The organism is Pseudomonas sp. 3-2, assembly GCF_019710535.1.
Lineage (GTDB): Bacteria > Pseudomonadota > Gammaproteobacteria > Pseudomonadales > Pseudomonadaceae > Aquipseudomonas > Aquipseudomonas pharyngis.
Genome location: NZ_CP081200.1, coordinates 2,359,086 through 2,376,158 on the forward strand (window position 1 = coordinate 2,359,086; position 17,073 = coordinate 2,376,158).

Sequence of the window (17,073 nt, forward strand, 5' to 3'; positions counted from 1 at the left end):
AACACCGCCCGATCGATCATGACCCCAGTGCATCCTGCCAGCCTCGTCGTGCCAGGGGCAGATCGAGCAAGCGTTTGCCGGTGGCATCGTTGATGGCGTTGCCCAGTGCTGCGGCCATGGGTCCCTGGACGATTTCCGCGGCACCAAGAAATGGCTGATCCGGCTGATCAATCATGTGGACCTCGACCTGTTGCGGTAAATCCGGAAAACGCATGATCGGATAGCCGCTCCAGTCGAAGCTGTGCATGCCGCTGGCGTCATAGAGGACTCGCTCATAGAGCGTCCAACTCGCGGACTGCACGATGCCGCCCTGAATCTGATTGAGCAGCCCGTCGGGGCTGACAATTTGCCCCACGTCGACGGCGGCGACTACGCGATCAATCATCACCTGTCCGGTCTGGCGCTGCACATGCAATTGCACGGCGATCGCGCAGTAACCCATGCTGTTTTTGTAGCGCGCGAAGGCGAAGCCGATTCCGCTGCCGGGTCCCGTTGCTTTTTGCGGCCAGCGAAACTCCGCGGCCACGCGCTCCACCACCGCCCGTGCTCGGGGATCGCTCAAGTGATTCAGGCGAAATTTCACCGGGTCGATGGTGGCCCTGGCCGCCAGTTCATCGACGGTGCTCTCGATGGCGAACACGTTGATATGGGCACCAAGCGAACGCATGGCCGAGGTCCTGAAAGGCATGGTCAGCACAAAGTTCAGATCGACTTTCAGGTTGGGTATCTCATACAACGGAACGGCGTTGCGGTCGCCGTCACCTTCGGGCTGAGCAATCGGGACGGAAGGGGCGGGGGTGAAGGGGTTGGTCAACAGCCACGCCGGTAAAAGGCGCCCGGCATTGACGATACGTTCGTTGTGCGGGGTACTCCAGAGTTCGTATTTCCAGTCACGAAGACGCCCGCTGTCGTCCAGTCCCGCTTCCACTTCGGCAAGCATGGCCGAGCTATAGGGCTCCCAGAGATTTTCCTGTTCGCGCATCCATTGCACCCGTATCGGCTTGCCGGGAATGGCCATGGCGATCAGCGCGGCATCGGCGGCGGCGTCATCGGCGCCGTTGTGGCCATAGCAACCGGAACCTTCAGCGTGGATGCAACGCACCTGAGCTACCGGCAGGCCGACCATCTCGGCGATACCCTTGCGCAGAGGGTAAACACCTTGGGTATGGGTCCAGACGGTCAGTGTTCCATCCTTGAACCAGGCCACTGCGCAGGAGGGCCCGATGGAGCCGTGCATCAGGTATTGCTTGGTCACTCGAGCCTTATAGGCGCGCGGCACCGGTTGCGGGAGGTCACCCTTATCCCTCACCGGGTAGCGTCGCGACGGCAATTCGGTGAGGAGTTGATGGATGTGTGTCGAGTCAGGTAGCGGATTACCTTCGGTCCAACGGGCCGTGGCGTAGCCCTCGCGCATCGCTTTGACCGCCAGCCACTCATCGGTGGCGACCACGGCGAGGTAGCTGCCATTGCGGATCAGTTTCACCCCGCCGGGTAGTTTCCCGAGGCCGGCCTCGTCAATCTCCAGAAGCTGACTGCCGCGCCGGGGCGGGCGTATCACACGGGCGTGCAGCATATCGGGCAGGCGCATGTCCTGCACGTAGGCGGCACCGCCGCTGACTTTGGCCGGGATGTCCAGTCGAGGCAACGATTTGCCGATCAGGGTGAAGCTGCTGGCTGGTTTGAAGGGCGAGTTGGCCGATGCAAAGCGATGCATCTCAACCCCCACCACTGCCTGTGCGTAGGTCATGCTGCGGCCTTGTGCATCGTAGATCAGCGCATTCCGCGTGGTCAGGCTGTCGATGCTGCACTGCCATTGCCGTGCTGCGGACTCGAGTAACAACTGACGCACCTGGGCCGCGGCGTTGAACAGCGCAGTGCCGCTGTCGACGATTGTATGGCTGCCAGCGGTGTAACCCTCATTGGGTGTCAGCGCGGTGTCGGCAGTGAGAAAACGGATGAGCCCAGGTGGCACTTCAAGGCGTTCGGCGGTGATCTGCAGGAGCGCAGTTTTGACACCAGTGCCCAGCTCCACTTTGCCGGTGTAGACGGTGATGCCATCTTTCGCATCGATGCGGATCCAGGCGTCCAGATAGGGCGTGGCCCGCAGGCTGCCGGGCAGACCAGGCGCGAGGATGGCCGTCCCCAAGGTGTCCACTTCGGTGTCGGCGAAGGCGCGGGGAATACCCGGAAGCATCGCGAACCCCATCACCAATGCCCCGTTTATCACGAAGGCGCGGCGGCTCAGATTGACGTTTTGCGTTGGAGTTTTCATACCTTGCCTCCCTGCGCGACAACCGACTTGATCGCGGCGAAGATCCGCACATGGGTGCCGCAGCGGCACAAGTTGGGCGCCATGTGGCGACGGATCGTTTCATCGTCTGGATGCGGGTTGGCCTCCAACAGCGCCTGTGCCCGTACGATCATCCCCGCGATGCAATAACCACACTGGGCCGCCTGTTCGTCGATAAAGGCTTTCTGCAACGGCCCCGGTTGCTCGGCGCTGCCCAGGCTCTCGACGGTGCGCACCGATTTGCCTGCCATCGCGCCGCACGGCGTCAGGCAGGAAAACACCGGTTTGTCGTTCACTAACACGGTACAGGCGCCGCACTGACCCAGACCGCAGCCGTATTTGGCGCCATTGAGCCCCACTTGGTTGCGCAAGGCATACAGCAGGGGCATGTCGTCCGCGATGTCCAGTTCGTGAGTCTTGCCGTTGATGTCGAGTGTGATCACGGTTGTTGCTCCTGAGCCCGAATGCTTTTGATTGTCTCGTCGAGGTCCGTCCAGGGGCGGTTCGCACAGCTTTCGTTGCGCAAGAACTCGGCAAGTGCAGCCACATGACTGTCGTCCAGGCTATGGTCGAAGGCAGGCATGTAGTGGCTGGAAGCGGCGCTGGACATCGGGATGCCCTGCAGGATGGTCTGGATCAAATTGCGTGGCGAGTCCGCCGTCACCGCCGAGGTGTTTGCCAGTGCAGGCCGCGATTCAATGACGCGCATCGGTGCTGCGCTGCCGTGGCAACTCGCGCAGGCCCCATCGAACAACGAGGCACCCAGAAGCGCCCTGGCGCTGGGCTTGACCCCAGAGGTGCAGGGAGGCGACGGTGCATCCGATGAGGTTTTCTTGAGGTCAAGAATGTACTGCGCGATGGCATGTGCGTCTTCCGCCGGTAATTGCGCGATGCTCAGGCTGACCGGCAACATCGGGCCCGCCGCTGCGCCATGTCCTTCGGCGACCTCGCCCGTCAGATAGGCGACTAACTGGGCTTCATTCCAGGGATGTTGTGCCTCGGCCATTCCGCGTAGGGCAGGTGCTGTCCAGCCATCGACGACGCCACCGTTGAACAGTTCGCTGCCTTTTTCCCCGCCAATCAGATTCAGGGGCGAATGGCAGGATGAACAGTGTCCCGCGCCCTCGACCAGATAGCGTCCGCGGTTCCATTGCGCAGATCGGTTGGGAAGTGGTTCCAGCGGATCCCCATGCAGGAACAGCAAGTTCCAGAAAGACACCAGCGGGCGGAAGTTCATAGGGAAGACCATATGATTGTCGGGAGCGGTGTATTTGACCGGGTCCACGCTCATCAGGAAGGCATAGGCGTCGGCGATATCAGCATCGCTCATCTTCCGGTAATGCACATAGGGGAAAGCCGGATAGAGAAAGTGGCCGTCACGCGCGATGCCTTCACGCATGGCCCGTTCAAAGGCGTCCAGCGACCACTGACCGATACCAGTTTGCGGATCCGGGGTGATGTTGGTGGTGAAGAGGGTTCCGAAGGGCGTTACCAGCGGCAAACCGCCGGCCATGTAGGCGCCCCCCGGCCGAGTGTGGCATACCGCACAGTCACCCGCTTCGACGACACGGCGGCCTCTGTCCAGAGTCTCGCGATCAGCATTCAGGGGTTGGCTGACAGTGGCAATTTCCGGCCTCCACATCATCCAGAACGCAAACCCTAACCCCGCGACGCCGATTGCCAGAACGGCACCGATGATCGTCTTGCGCTTCATCGCCTTACCTCTCGAGCTGAATTAACGACAGATTTCTCAATCCGCCGCGTGCGATTGGCGTACGGCGATTTTCCATGGCGTGAGCTTAGAGAGAGCAGTTGTGATGGAGTACCCCATCAAGGCGCAACGCTACATTGCGTAAGTCGCAACGTCAGTTGCCGTTAGCGCAGAGATCGCTCCATCGTTGCGTTTTACGAAAAGCAACGTTGTCCAGCGGGTGGATTCTCTGGCGGGGCCTGCGGACCTACCGTGGCAGGGTGAAAACATTCAACCACGGAGACCGTCATGAGTTTGCACTCAACCAAAATTCAGGTGACTTACGACTTCATCTGCCCATGGTGCTGGATCGGTGAGGAAAATCTTGAACGCGCACTGGCCGCGTCGGGTTTTTCAACGGACCGCCCCATTAGTTTCCTGCCTTATCAGTTGAACCCAGACATGCCTGTTCGAGGCATGGATCGCAAAACCTATCGCTCTGGCAAGTTCGGGAGCTGGGCGCGTAGCCAGGCCATGGACGCACAGGTCACCCACGCCGGTAAGGCCGTCGGCCTTGAGTTCGATTATGAGCGAGTCGAAAAAACTCCCAACACCCTGGCCGCGCATCGGTTGGTATGGCGCGAGCAACAGGCGGGTCGAGACGCATCCTTGCTGGTCAAGGCCATTTTCAAGGCGTACTTCGGCGAGGGGCGGGACATCGGCGACCTCACTGTGCTAGCCGACATCGGTGCCGAAACCGGGCTGGACCGAGAGATCATTGTCGACTTTCTCAAAGCCGATGAAGGCACGGCTGAAATCTTGAAGCTTGAAGCCCAAACCAAGGCGTCCGGTGTGCGCTCGGTGCCGAGTATTCAGATCGCAGATGACGTGATCAGTGGCGCCCAGCCCATCGAAATAATGATCCAGATACTGAAACGAAGCCAAGCCGCATAGGCGTTTTTTCAATCCCAATCCCTTCAGGAAATCATCATGACTCATCATTTGTTCAGTCAGATCAAACTCGGCCAATTCACCCTCGATCACCGCGTCGCCATGGCGCCTCTGACTCGCTCGCGGGCGGGACAACCGGGCAACGTACCGACATCGATGAACGTCGAGTACTACCGTCAGCGTGCCAGTGCCGCATTGATTATTACCGAGGCTACACAGATTTCGCAGCAGGGCCAGGGTTACGCCTGGACGCCTGGCATCCATAGCGACGAGCAGATTCAGGGCTGGAAGGCTGTCAGCGAAGCCGTGCACGCAGAAGGCGGGCGCATTTTCCTACAGCTCTGGCATGTGGGGCGAGTGTCGCACCCGGTGTTCCAACCCAACGGCGGTTTGCCGGTGGCGCCGACCGCGCAGCCGGTGCCCGGCAAGACCTTCATCCTGAATGAACAAGGCGAGGGCGTCTGGGGTGATGTACCTGTCCCTCAGGAGCTGGACATTCCAGGGATCGAAGCGATCGTTGTCGACTTCCGCAAGGCCGCTCGCAACGCGATTCTGGCCGGTATGGATGGAGTGGAAATTCACGCGGGCAATGGTTACCTGCTCGACCAATTCATCAATAGCGACAGCAATAAGCGGAGTGATCGCTACGGCGGAAGTATCGAAAACCGTGCGCGGTTACTACTTGATGTTGTGGAGGCTGTGACTGCGGAAGTAGGTGCCGAGCGCGTTGCTGTTCGTCTGACACCGATGGGGCGTTTCATGGGGATGGGCGATGACACCCCGGAGCAAACCTTTGGCTACATTGCATCCCGGCTCAATCACTGGAGTCTCGCTTACCTGCACCTGGTAGAACCGATGATGGTCGGCACAGTACTCGACGAAAGTAACGATCCCCGCTGGGACGCCATTATCAAGCAGCTACGTACTGACTTTCACGGTGTTCTGATGCTGGCGGGTGGTTATTCCGGCGAAACCGCAGAACAGGCCATCGCGCAAGGCCGTGCTGACCTCATCGCTTTTGGTCGCCCGTTCATTGCCAACCCCGATTTGCCGGCTCGCTTGCGCGGTCGCAACGAACTCAACGTGGCGGACGGCGACAGTTTCTTTGGCGGCGACGCCAAGGGGTATATCGACTATCCGGTGTTGGCATGACGCAACGGTAAACCGGAGTTTGGGGAATCACCCTGCAACGAGGAGAAAGGTAATGAAGAGTTCAGACGTTCCGAAGGCCTTGGTCATAGGTGGTTCCCTGGGAGGGTTGTTCGCCGCCACGGCGTTACGCGCGATTGGCTGGCACGTCGATATTTTCGAGCGGTCCCCCGCGGCGATGGACAGCCGTGGCGGTGGCATCGTTCTGCAAGCGGAGGTCCTGCACCATTTTCGCTATGCGGGCATTCATCCAGCAGGTGCGCTGGGCGTCCGGTCCCATGATCGTCTCTATCTGGACCGAGCCGGAAGCGTCGTGCATAAAGAGCAGATGCCGCAAACTCAGACATCCTGGAATACGCTGTACAGCTCATTATTTTCTGCATTTCCTGCTGAGCATTATCACCGTGGCAAGACGTTGGTAGATCTGACCCAGAATGAGCACCGGGTGACTGCGACTTTTGCAGATGGCAGCAGTGCGGAGGGTGACTTGCTGATTGGTGCTGATGGCGCGGGTTCTACCGTGCGAAGCGTGGTGTTGCCTGGGGCGGCACCTACTTATTCGGGGTATGTGGTGTGGCGTGGGCTTGTCGATGAAGAACAACTTCCAGACTTTGCCAAAACGCAGCTTTACGAGGACTTTGTTTTTCAACAGGACCCTGAATCGCTGATGCTGGAATACATGGTGCCGGGCGTGAATGGCTCCGTTAATCCTGGGGAGCGTCGGTTCAATTGGCTGTGGTATTTGAAAGCTGCGCAAGGTGCGCAGCTGGACGCTGTGCTCACTGACAGCAATGGTCTTCGGCGTAATCACTCCATTCCGCCCGGGGCCTTGGCCACTGAGCAGAATGCTTACATACGGGAAATGGGTGAGCGCCAGACGAACCCGGCTTTTCGAGAAGTGATTCGCCAGACCAAGGATATTTTTGTGCAAGCGATCCTTGATCTCAAAGTTCCTCAGATGGTGTTTGGCCGTGTGCTGTTGACTGGCGACGCGGCTTTTGTGCCGCGCCCTCATACCGCCGGAAGCACGGCAAAGGCAGCCCGTAATGCACTGTCTCTGGCCCAATCAATCGACGCCGTCGGCGACATTGATAAAGCCCTGCTAGCCTGGCAGAAACAACAACTTGCAGAAGGCAAACGCATGGCAGACTGGGGGGTGAGTATGGGCAATCGGATTATGGGGATCGCCCAAGCATGATATAGCTGCTCACATCGGACTTATTGGCGAGAGCCTTGCGCTGGCTAGATAAAGGTGGGTTGTGATCGTTGGGCTGTTGCAGTCTTTATAGCTTGAATATAAAAGAGGAGATTAGCTTCATGTCGAAGCTATCTCCTATTTTTAGCGTCTGTAAACTTTGAGGCATTAACCATTCTGGCAGGCGCTACCCAGTATTTTATATTGCAGGTCGTGGGTTATACCCTTGTGATCCACATACACCATGTGCGCGTCCACTGGGCCGCAAGCGTTGTTTGGGTCCTCTACCGTAGTGAGGTCGATGACCTTGGCGATATCCAGGTGTTCGGAATAGTTGTACTGTTCAGGTTCAGGGGTAGAGGCACTGTTGTGGGCGCCATCATGGGCTGAAGCGTAAATGCTAAACATCATGAGCGAGGCGAGCATCGCATATTTCATCAGGTTGTTTTCCAGTAAGAGTCAGAGAGGAAGCAACATCTCTTTGTGTGCTGCTGGAATCAATTATGCTGTCGTCATGATCTTTATAAAAATACTCAAGCCGGATACTGAATATTACCGAAAGTGATAGAAGCCCTTATTTAATCCAGCGGTGAGTAGGTATGGCTGAAGAAGCTCGGTGTTTTTGTAGATACTGTTGGTCTGGTGATTTTTTAGGGTGTTTCGACCTATGTATTAAATGTCGGTATTGATCCACAGTATGATTTATTAGTATTTGTTTATTTTAGTTCGGATGATTGGACTGTGATCCCGAACTGAACGGCAAAGACGAATTGATGAAGCCTCGAACGACATGAAAAAAAATGCCGGTCAGACCGGCCAAAGGGAAATCAAGAGTTACGCCAACGTTATGCGGGGAGGCCCAGGATTCTGGCCGCGTTGGTGCCGAGCACTGCCGCTTTCTCGCGGGGACCCAGGCCTACGCTTTCGACAAAACGCACCGGCTGTTCATAGCCCATGTCGAAGCAGTAGTCGCTGCCCAGTACCAGATGGTCGATACCGACATTGGCGATCAAATAGTCCAGCACTGGCCCGGAATGCGACACGGTGTCATAGCTGAATCGCGTCAAGTAGCTGCTCGGCTTCTGCGCCAGGCGTCGTGTTTCAGGACGTGAGGTCCAACCGGCATCGAGACGTCCCACGAGTATCGGCAATGCCCCACCTGCGTGAGGCAATGACACATGCAGGTTTGGGTATTGATCCAATACTCCGCCGAGGATCAGGTGTGACGCCGCGATAGCGGTATCGAACGGGTTGCCCAGCAAGTTGCTCAAATAATATTTGCTCAGGCGGCTGCCGCCGACCGTTTGTTGCGGGTGCAGGAATACCGGGAGTCCCAGTTGTTCTATGCGGGCAAAGACTGGCGCGAAACGCAGATTGTCCAGGTCCAGGCCATTGATGTTGGTGCCCATGTACACCCCCCGAACCCCAGGCAATTCGGCTGCGCGCTCCAACTCGGCAATGGCATCGTCAGCCTCTAGCATCGGTAACGTGGCCAGTACCACAAAACGTCGCGGGTGTTGGCGATGGACCGTCGATGCGGCATCGTTCCAGGCACGTGCCAGGCGGGCATTGAGTCGTCGATCTGCCCAGTACACCATAGGCACGCTAAGGGACAGCGCCTGTACATCGACGCCGGAGTGGTCCATATCGAGCAAGCGCGCCTGCACGTCGATAAATTTCAAGGGCAAAGGTCCTAACCCGCCGGCCGGAGTGGCGAAGCTGAAAGTAGTCTCATGGCGGGTATAGCTTCCACCGAACGCTTTGCCCTCACTTCCCAAAAGGTGTAAGAACTCTTCAGGGTAGTAGTGCGCGTGGATATCCACCGATCGCACAGGGATGTCAGCTCCTCCCTTGATCGGTTCCGCCGCCGAGACGGGCGATAAACGGGTCACCAGCAGGCCACCCGCGGTAGCTGCCATGATGCCCAGCAGTTGGCGACGGGTCTTTGAAAGACAGCAGGGGCATTGCATTGTCGATCTCCTTTTTATTGTTGTCGTAGCGGGTTCAGGTGCGCGCCTTTGTGCTTGCACGGGTTCAGAACGACCGGCCCCGCCGTGGGCATGTACCTGATCCGAGATGCTGTTTTATTAATCAATCGATCATTTGTTGGGTTTTGATTATCATCTGATCAATTGGAAGATCGCAAGCATCTTTAATTAATCAGGGCATTGAGCACAGCCTTGCAAGATTCCCATTGCTTGGTCATGCACAGTCGCTACCTTTATCTTTACCTTTCGATCTCGGAATCCGTTCATGGATAAGTTGCTGGCACTGAAAATGTTTGTCGAAACGGTGCGCTGTGGGGGTTACTCGTCTGCGGCGCGTAAGCTCGGCATCTCCACATCGTCAGTGACGCGGCAGGTAGCGGGGCTGGAAAGTGAATTGGGAGCCAGCTTGCTTAACCGCACCACGCGCAACACGAGCGTCACGGTGGCGGGGCAGCACTATTTCGATAAAGCCGTGGCGATCCTCGAAGCCATCGACGAAGCCGATGCTGTCGTTGCCGACCGTGGCAGCGAAGCCCAAGGGCGTTTACGCGCCAGCGTCCCGGTGGAATTCGGCCGGCGAATCATCGCCCCGCACTTGGGGCGGTTGCTTGAACGCCATCCCGGTCTGGAAATCAGTCTCTCGCTGAGCGACGAGGTCAGTGACCTGCTCAGCGAACAAATCGATGTGTCAGTACGTCTCGGTTCATCGGTTGTCAGTGATGACATCGTCAGCAAGCGGCTGGGCGATTTCCAGCGTTGGGTGGTGGCGAGTCCCGAATACCTGACTCGAACTGGACTGCCCCGACACCCTCGCGACCTGCTGGAACATCAGTGCTTGCGTTTCGATTACCGCACGGGCCACCACAATTGGACATTCCAGGGAGATGAGGACGTCATCCGCTTGAATGTGCAGGGACGGCTGCAAAGCAACAATGCCGATATTCTGCGCGAGGCCGCCTTGGCCGGTGGCGGGGTGACGCTATTGGCCGATTGGCTGGTAAGTGAGGATGTCAGTGCAGGTCGGCTGACTCGCGTGCTGGAGCAATATGAAGTCAACCCAGGCAGTGCAAGCACCTGCATCAATGCGCTGTATCTGCCCAACCATCGTGGTTCCAGTCGCATCAATGTATTCATCGAGTTTCTTCAGGAAATTCTCGCGCCTTAAGCACGTCCTGTGCATCAGGCAAGACCGCGTTGCGCGTCGCTTTTGATCGAAGTGACTGCCAGCCAATACCAGCGCAGCGCGCGGTCGGCCGATCTGATTGCCCGTTCGGGCAAAAGCAGCGTTGCCGAATGCGCAATGAAGCCTTGCACAGGGCAGCGATTCTCCCCGCGTGCTCGGGTTCGTACAGTGGCACCCATCAACTGACCCCGGTCGTCAAAGCGGCATCCCGCGGCCACTGACAAAAAATTTCGTTTAGAACTCGCCCCGATTCGGCCAGCTACGGCTCGCTATCGCCTGGCGAAAGTATGAGGAATGCCCCATGAAACCTACACAGACGGTTCCCTTGATCGTCTCCGCTCTGGCGCTGTCGATCGTGCTGGCGGGCTGCAAGCAAGAGGCGCCCGTGCAAGACGTCAAACCGCCCCAGGTTGGAGTCGTCACGCTTCAATCACAGACTTACACCGTGCAAAGCGAACTGCCGGGGCGTACCGCACCTTTTCGCGTCGCGGAAGTTCGGCCACAAGTGGACGGAATCATTCAGCAACGCTTGTTCGACGAAGGAAGCGAGGTCAAACCCGGCCAAGCGCTATACCGCATTGATCCATCGCCATACGAGGCAGACGTGGCTCGTGCCCGCGCCTCATTTCAACAAGCACGTTCCCTTGCAGACCGTTATCGACAGCTGATCGGAGAAAGAGCCGTGAGCCGCCAGGAGTTCGAGGATGCGCAGGCGCGACAACTGACGGCGGAGGCTGATCTCAAGCGTGCCGAAATCAACCTGCGTTACACCCGTGTGCTCGCGCCGATTGCCGGCCGCATCGGCCGTTCCAGCGTGACCGAAGGGGCGCTGGTGAACAACGGCCAGACGGGAGCCATGGCGTCCATTCAGCAGCTCGACCCGATTTACGTCGATATCACCGAGTCCTCTGCGAACCTGCTCAGGTTGCGTGAGGACCTCAAGCAAGGTCGCCTGGAGAACGCGGGGTCGGACGCCGCCGTGGTGACCCTCGCGCTGGAAAACGGCAGCGCGTACGGACTGACTGGGCGCCTGAAATTTTCTGAGGTGTCAGTCGATCCCTCCACGGGTTCGGTGACCCTGCGCGCGGTGTTTCCCAACCCCGAACATCTGCTTCTACCGGGCATGTTTGTAAGGGCAAAACTCCAGAGCGGTGTGCGGCAGGCCGCCATTCTCGCTCCGCAACAAGGGGTGATTCGCGACCTGAAGGGCAATCCTAGCGCACTGGTGGTCAGCGCTGACGGAACCGTGGAACAGCGTCCCCTGACGGCCAATCGGACAGTGGGTAACCAATGGTTGGTAGAGCATGGCCTTGAGGCGGGGGATCGCTTGATCACTGAGGGGCTGCAGTTCGTCAAACCGGGCATGAAAGTCACCGTGACCGCCGCTCAAAACGTGGCGCCGGCGTTGGCCGGTGCCACGGCCGGGGGGAACTGAGCATGTCCAGGTTCTTTATCGATAGGCCCATTTTTGCCTGGGTACTCGCATTGATCGTCATGCTGGCCGGCGGGCTCGCAATCCTCAAGCTGCCCGTCAACCAATACCCTGACATCGCTCCGCCAGCAATCTCGATTCAGGTGACCTACCCAGGGGCGTCGGCCCAGACTGTGCAAGACACTGTGGTCCAGGTCATCGAGCAACAGCTCAACGGCATCGACAACCTTCGCTACGTCAGTTCGGAAAGCAACTCCGACGGCACCATGGCGATCACGGTTACGTTCAACCAGGGGACGAACCCCGACATCGCCCAGGTTCAGGTTCAGAACAAGCTGAACCTGGCCACGCCACTGTTGCCGCAAGAAGTCCAGCAGCAGGGCATCAGGGTGACCAAAGCGGTCAAGAATTTCCTGATCGTCATTGGTGTTGTCTCCGAAGACGGCAGCATGTCCCGCGAGGACTTGGCCAACTACGTGGTGTCCAACATGCAGGATCCGCTGTCGCGTTCTTCTGGCGTCGGCGACTTCCAGGTGTTCGGCGCGCAGTACTCCATGCGGATCTGGCTTGATCCTTCGAAGCTGGTCAGTTTCGGCCTGACGCCCGTCGATGTGAAAAGTGCGATCCAGGCCCAAAACGTGCAAGTGTCGTCCGGTCAGATCGGCGGACTGCCAGCACTGCCGGGCCAACAACTCAATGCCACCATCATTGGCAAAACCCGCTTGCAGTCGGCTGACGAGTTCAAGGACATTCAACTCAAAGTCAATCCTGACGGCTCGGAGGTACGCCTGGCCGATGTCGCCGAGGTTACGCTGGGCGGCGAAACTTACAGCGTCAACGCCCAGTTCAACGGTAAGCCGGCGTCCGGCATTGCCATCAAGCTCGCCCCCGGGGCGAACGCCCTGGATACCACCAAGGCAATCCGCGACACCCTGGACCAGCTGCAGCCCTTTTTTCCTCACGGCATGAAAGTGGTCTATCCGTACGACACCACACCTGTTGTGCGCGCCTCGATCCATGGCGTGTTTCATACCTTGGGAGAGGCGGTCGTCCTGGTGTTCCTGGTGATGCTGCTGTTTCTGCAGAACCTGCGCGCGACTATCATTACCACGCTGACCGTTCCTGTCGTCCTGCTGGGTACGTTCGGTGTCCTCGCGGTCGCCGGTTTCACTATCAACACTCTGTCGATGTTCGGCATGGTGTTGGCCATCGGCCTCCTGGTGGATGACGCCATCGTCGTCGTCGAGAACGTCGAGCGTGTTATGCGTGAGGAGCATTTGTCGGCAAAAGAAGCCACGATTCGCTCCATGAAACAAATCCAGGGCGCACTCGTCGGCATCGCCATGGTGTTATCGGCGGTGCTGTTGCCGATGGCGTTCTTCGACGGTTCAACCGGCGTTATCTATCGCCAGTTTTCCCTCACCATCGTCTCGGCAATGGCTCTGTCGGTGCTTACCGCGCTGGTGTTCACGCCTGCCTTGTGCGCCACGATGCTCAAGCCGCACGACCCCTCACGCGGGCTCGCACGGCTCGGTTTCTTCCGTGCATTCAATCGTGGATTTGATCGCGGCGTGCAACGATACGAGCGTGGCGTCTCCGGGATGCTGCGGCACAAGGCGCCGGCATTCCTGGCCTACCTGCTGATCGTCGCTGGCATGGTCCTTCTGTTCAACCGCATCCCCACCGCTTTTCTGCCTGATGAAGACCAGGGCGTGATTTTTACCCAAGTGCAGACACCCGCTGGGTCCAGTGCCGAGCGCACGCAGAAAGTGCTCGACAGTGTGCGTCAGTACTTGCTCGCCACGCATAAAGAGGGTGGTGAGACCAACGCGGTAGATGCAGTGTTTACCGTGAATGGATTCAACTTCGCGGGACGCGGGCAAAGCTCGGGCATGGCCTTTGTGCTGCTCAAACCCTGGGGACAACGTGATCCTGAGGGTGCGGCACTCGCGTTGGCCGCGCGCGCTCAAGCGAAATACAGAGGCATGCGCGATGCAATGGTATTTGCCGTAGTGCCGCCGGCCGTGCGCGAGTTGGGCAACGCTTCGGGCTTCGATTTATTCCTGCAGGACCAAGCCGGTGTCGGCCACGAGGTGCTGGTGCAGGCGCGCAATCAGTTCTTGCGTCTGGCCTCCGAAAGCAAAGTGCTGACGGCGGTGCGGCTCAACGGCCTGAGCGATGAGCCGCAGTATCGGTTGAAGATCGATGACCGGCGGGCGAGGGCGCAGGGGGTTTCACAAACAGACATCAACACCACCCTGTCCGTGGCCTTCGGCGGTAACTACGTCAATGATTTCATCGACCGTGGCCGAGTCAAGAAAGTGTTTGTGCAGGGCCAGGCCAGCGCACGCATGTCCCCTGAAGATCTGGACAAATGGTACGTACGCAACGCCGCCGGGAAAATGGTGCCGTTCTCCGCTTTCGCCTCCGGTGAGTGGGTTTTCGGTTCTCCCAAACTGGCGCGCTACAACGGCGTGCCGGCAGAGGAAATACTGGGTAGCCCGGCACCGGGTTACAGCACGGGTGATGCCATGGCTGAAGCACAGGCCATCGCTGCTCAGTTGCCGCCCGGGGTTGCGCTGGCGTGGACGGGCTTGTCGTATGAAGAAAAGCTGTCCGGTTCTCAAGCGCCGGTCATGTACGCGCTCTCGCTGCTTTTGGTGTTCCTCTGTCTCGCGGCCCTGTACGAAAGCTGGTCTATCCCGTTGGCCGTGATGTTGGTGGTGCCGTTGGGTGTTGTCGGTGCATTGCTGGCCACTACCGTGCGCGGTCTGTCCAACGACGTGTTCTTCCAGGTGGGCCTGCTGACAACAATAGGGCTGGCGGCGAAGAACGCCATCCTCATCGTGGAGTTCGCTAAGGAACTGCATGAGCAGGGCATGAGCTACACGCAAGCGGCGATTGAAGCGGCACGACTAAGATTGCGCCCCATTGTCATGACCTCGCTGGCGTTCATCCTTGGGGTTGTGCCGTTGGCCATCTCTACCGGCGCGGGCTCTGGCAGCCAGCACGCCATCGGCACAGGCGTGATCGGCGGCATGCTGACCGCCACCGTCCTGGCCATCTTCTGGGTGCCGCTCTTTTATGTGTCGGTGTCGTCACTCTTCGCACGTCGATCGTCCGTCGTTCCGGCCGTGGCCGCTCAAGAGGAGGTCATGTCGTGATCAAACCTTTCAGCTTTCTAGTACTCGCTTCGCTGCTGTTCAGTGGTTGCTCCCTAATTCCGGCGTATCAGCAGCCACAGGCTCCGGTGCCGGCCGTTTATCCATTGGCGCCCCTGACTCGTGATGAGAGTGCGGCAGCGCTCGATTGGCGCGAATTCTTTCCCGATCCGGCGTTGCATCGCCTGATCGAGACGGCACTGGCCAACAATCGGGATATCCGAGTCTCCACATTGAACGTCGAGGCCTACCAGGCGCGATATCGCATTCGCCGCGCGGATCTGTTGCCGGACGTCTCGGCAGCAGGAAGCGGCAGTCGTCAGCGCGTCCCGGCAGACCTGGCACCTGATGATAAAGCCACGATCGAGAGTCAGTACTCGGTCGGGCTGAACGTGAGCTACGAGCTGGACCTGTTCGGCCGTGTACGCAGCCTCGATCAAGAGGCCTTGCAGCGTTACCTGGCCAGCGAACAGGCGCAGCGCTCAGCCCACATCGGGTTGGTTGCGAGCGTTGCGAGCGCCTGGCTTACCCTGCAGGCCGATCAGGCGCTGGAGCGACTGACCAGCGATACACTCGACACTTATGAAAACAGCTACCAGATGACCCAGCGAAGCGCTGAAGTGGGCACGGCGTCGGACCTAGGGTTGAGCCAGTCACAAACCCTGGTACAAGGCGCTCGTGGTTCGATGGCGCGGTATCGTCGGCAAGTGGCCGAAGACCACAACCTGTTGGTGTTGTTGATCGGAGGCGAACTCCCGGCAGACCTGGTTGCCGGTGATTGGGAGCGACAATCTTTGCCTGAGGTCCCCGTCGGGTTGCCTTCGGATTTGCTCAGTCGCCGCCCCGACATACTGGAAGCCGAATTACTGTTGAAGGCTGCTAATGCGAATATCGGCGCAGCGCGGGCTGCGTTCTTTCCCCGAATCAGCCTGACGGCAGGCGCCGGTTCTTCCAGCGAGGCATTGTCCGGGCTGTTCAACGGAGGGTCGGGAGCCTGGAACTTTTTTCCACAGGTCAGCCTGCCGATCTTCAATGCGGGCAGCTTGCAGGCGAGCCTGGATGTCTCTCAAGTCGAAAAGGACATTCAAGTGGCGCGTTATGAAAAGGCCATCCAGTCAGCCTTCAGAGAAGTCAGTGATGGGCTGGCCGCAACCGAGACCTTTGGGCAGCAGATTGAGGCGCAACAAGGGTTGGTCAGCGCGAGTGCCAAATACTATCGGCTCGCGGAAAGTCGCTACCTGACAGGCATTGACAGCTCTTTGACTCTTCTGGATGCACAACGGACGCTGTTCGCTGCACAGCAAGCATTGATCAGTGATCAGTTGGCTGAGCGAGTAGCTTCCATCGATTTGTTCAAGGCGCTGGGAGGCGGGTGGAAAGGCTGATCTCCTTCGGATAACTCACTCTCACGGTTACGGACAAAGCGCTGACGCTGAGTCAGCGCTGAGTTAAAGCGGTAAAGCCTGCGTCCTCGAAGTGCAGGTTTATTGGATGCCCTAGATGGATGCACCAAGGCGTAACAACACAGACGCGGCATAGGCAGCGGCTTGAATGAATTGTTGTCGATCCAACTTTGATGAGGAACAGTCATGGCCAATGCAGCGGCATCAATTCGTGTACCAGCTTCAGCGGAAAAGATCTGGGATTTGGCAGGTGGATTCAATTCGTTGCCTGACTGGATGCCGGGTGTGACAACCAGCGAGCTTAGCGAAGGCGGGCGCTTACGCAGCATCTGTCTAGAAAGTGGTGAAATCATCGTCGAGCGACTCGAGTACTTCGATAACCAAGGGCGCACTTATAGCTATTCCATTACCGAAGGGGCGTTCCCGGTTACCGATTATTTTTCGATATTTACCGTAATACCTGATGGTGAAAATGCGTCGATTGTTGAGTGGTCCGGAGAGTTCGCCGCCAATGGTGTTAGTACCCAAGAAGCCGAGGCGATTTTCCTGGGTTTCTATGAAGATTCCCTCGAATCTCTCAAAGCCAAATTCGTATGAGCAGTAGCAAGAGCACACTCACGTTTTCTGCATC

Annotated in this window: 13 protein-coding genes; 8 read left to right on the plus strand and 5 right to left on the minus strand. The window is 58.3% G+C overall.

The window, feature by feature from the left end:
- Nucleotides 1-16: 16 nt before the first annotated feature.
- Genes K3819_RS10780 through K3819_RS10790 form a run of 3 tightly spaced genes read right to left on the minus strand, consistent with a single transcriptional unit; the run spans nucleotide 17 to nucleotide 4,004 of the window.
- Nucleotides 17-2,272 (minus strand): molybdopterin cofactor-binding domain-containing protein, encoded by a 2,256-nt coding sequence (locus tag K3819_RS10780; protein ID WP_221399237.1) that lies wholly within the window; start codon nucleotides 2,270-2,272, stop codon nucleotides 17-19.
- Nucleotides 2,269-2,679, minus strand: a complete 411-nt coding sequence (locus tag K3819_RS10785; RefSeq protein WP_260329067.1) for a (2Fe-2S)-binding protein — start codon at nucleotides 2,677-2,679, stop codon at nucleotides 2,269-2,271. Before K3819_RS10785 ends, K3819_RS10780 begins: the two co-directional genes overlap by 4 nt.
- Nucleotides 2,680-2,729: 50 nt before the next feature.
- A complete protein-coding gene (locus tag K3819_RS10790) occupies nucleotides 2,730-4,004 on the minus strand; it encodes a c-type cytochrome (protein WP_221399239.1) in 1,275 nt (424 codons plus the stop codon).
- A gap of 285 nt (nucleotides 4,005-4,289) precedes the next feature.
- On the opposite strand from K3819_RS10790, the gene K3819_RS10795 reads away from it, so the two are divergent.
- From K3819_RS10795 to K3819_RS10805, 3 genes are read left to right on the plus strand one after another with little or no spacing between them, the layout of a single operon-like run.
- Nucleotides 4,290-4,934 carry a DsbA family oxidoreductase gene (locus K3819_RS10795; RefSeq protein ID WP_221399240.1) on the plus strand — a complete coding sequence of 215 codons (645 nt, stop codon included), beginning with the start codon at nucleotides 4,290-4,292 and terminating at the stop codon, nucleotides 4,932-4,934.
- A gap of 36 nt (nucleotides 4,935-4,970) precedes the next feature.
- Nucleotides 4,971-6,083, plus strand: a complete 1,113-nt coding sequence (locus tag K3819_RS10800; RefSeq protein ID WP_221399241.1) for an alkene reductase — start codon at nucleotides 4,971-4,973, stop codon at nucleotides 6,081-6,083.
- Between the two features lie 52 nt (nucleotides 6,084-6,135).
- Entirely contained in the window at nucleotides 6,136-7,278 is a 1,143-nt protein-coding gene (locus K3819_RS10805) for an FAD binding domain-containing protein (protein ID WP_221399242.1), read from the plus strand.
- Nucleotides 7,279-7,443: 165 nt separating this feature from the next.
- Here K3819_RS10805 and K3819_RS10810 read toward each other — a convergent pair whose 3' ends face one another.
- Nucleotides 7,444-7,713 carry a DUF2790 domain-containing protein gene (locus K3819_RS10810; protein ID WP_221399243.1) on the minus strand — a complete coding sequence of 90 codons (270 nt, stop codon included), beginning with the start codon at nucleotides 7,711-7,713 and terminating at the stop codon, nucleotides 7,444-7,446.
- Nucleotides 7,714-8,120: 407 nt separating this feature from the next.
- Nucleotides 8,121-9,245: an amidohydrolase family protein gene (locus K3819_RS10815; protein WP_260329050.1), complete on the minus strand. Its 1,125-nt coding sequence runs from the start codon at nucleotides 9,243-9,245 to the stop codon at nucleotides 8,121-8,123.
- A 283-nt stretch (nucleotides 9,246-9,528) separates the two neighbouring features.
- Here K3819_RS10815 and K3819_RS10820 point away from each other — a divergent pair, with 283 nt between their 5' ends.
- From K3819_RS10820 to K3819_RS10840, 5 genes are all read left to right on the plus strand, one after another.
- Nucleotides 9,529-10,428 (plus strand): LysR family transcriptional regulator, encoded by a 900-nt coding sequence (locus tag K3819_RS10820; RefSeq protein ID WP_221399244.1) that lies wholly within the window; start codon nucleotides 9,529-9,531, stop codon nucleotides 10,426-10,428.
- A 319-nt stretch (nucleotides 10,429-10,747) separates the two neighbouring features.
- Entirely contained in the window at nucleotides 10,748-11,881 is a 1,134-nt protein-coding gene (locus K3819_RS10825; RefSeq protein WP_221399245.1) for an efflux RND transporter periplasmic adaptor subunit, read from the plus strand.
- A 2-nt stretch (nucleotides 11,882-11,883) separates the two neighbouring features.
- Nucleotides 11,884-15,042: an efflux RND transporter permease subunit gene (locus tag K3819_RS10830; protein WP_221399246.1), complete on the plus strand. Its 3,159-nt coding sequence runs from the start codon at nucleotides 11,884-11,886 to the stop codon at nucleotides 15,040-15,042.
- Entirely contained in the window at nucleotides 15,039-16,424 is a 1,386-nt protein-coding gene (locus K3819_RS10835; protein ID WP_311736331.1) for an efflux transporter outer membrane subunit, read from the plus strand. Before K3819_RS10830 ends, K3819_RS10835 begins: the two co-directional genes overlap by 4 nt.
- Before the next feature lie 204 nt (nucleotides 16,425-16,628).
- Nucleotides 16,629-17,039: an SRPBCC family protein gene (locus tag K3819_RS10840; RefSeq protein WP_221399247.1), complete on the plus strand. Its 411-nt coding sequence runs from the start codon at nucleotides 16,629-16,631 to the stop codon at nucleotides 17,037-17,039.
- The last annotated feature ends 34 nt before the right edge of the window (nucleotides 17,040-17,073 follow it).

What these genes read in the sequence shown, in the direction of transcription:
- K3819_RS10790 (WP_221399239.1), bottom strand. Translation starts at nt 4,004, where the DNA reads ATGAAGCGCAAGACGATCATCGGTGCCGTTCTGGCAATCGGCGTCGCG.
- K3819_RS10780 (WP_221399237.1), bottom strand. Translation starts at nt 2,272, where the DNA reads ATGAAAACTCCAACGCAAAACGTCAATCTGAGCCGCCGCGCCTTCGTG.
- K3819_RS10840 (WP_221399247.1), top strand. Translation starts at nt 16,629, where the DNA reads ATGGCCAATGCAGCGGCATCAATTCGTGTACCAGCTTCAGCGGAAAAG.
- K3819_RS10815 (WP_260329050.1), bottom strand. Translation starts at nt 9,245, where the DNA reads ATGCAATGCCCCTGCTGTCTTTCAAAGACCCGTCGCCAACTGCTGGGC.
- K3819_RS10825 (WP_221399245.1), top strand. Translation starts at nt 10,748, where the DNA reads ATGAAACCTACACAGACGGTTCCCTTGATCGTCTCCGCTCTGGCGCTG.
- K3819_RS10805 (WP_221399242.1), top strand. Translation starts at nt 6,136, where the DNA reads ATGAAGAGTTCAGACGTTCCGAAGGCCTTGGTCATAGGTGGTTCCCTG.
- K3819_RS10830 (WP_221399246.1), top strand. Translation starts at nt 11,884, where the DNA reads ATGTCCAGGTTCTTTATCGATAGGCCCATTTTTGCCTGGGTACTCGCA.
- K3819_RS10800 (WP_221399241.1), top strand. Translation starts at nt 4,971, where the DNA reads ATGACTCATCATTTGTTCAGTCAGATCAAACTCGGCCAATTCACCCTC.
- K3819_RS10820 (WP_221399244.1), top strand. Translation starts at nt 9,529, where the DNA reads ATGGATAAGTTGCTGGCACTGAAAATGTTTGTCGAAACGGTGCGCTGT.
- K3819_RS10795 (WP_221399240.1), top strand. Translation starts at nt 4,290, where the DNA reads ATGAGTTTGCACTCAACCAAAATTCAGGTGACTTACGACTTCATCTGC.
- K3819_RS10785 (WP_260329067.1), bottom strand. Translation starts at nt 2,679, where the DNA reads ATGCCCCTGCTGTATGCCTTGCGCAACCAAGTGGGGCTCAATGGCGCC.
- K3819_RS10810 (WP_221399243.1), bottom strand. Translation starts at nt 7,713, where the DNA reads ATGAAATATGCGATGCTCGCCTCGCTCATGATGTTTAGCATTTACGCT.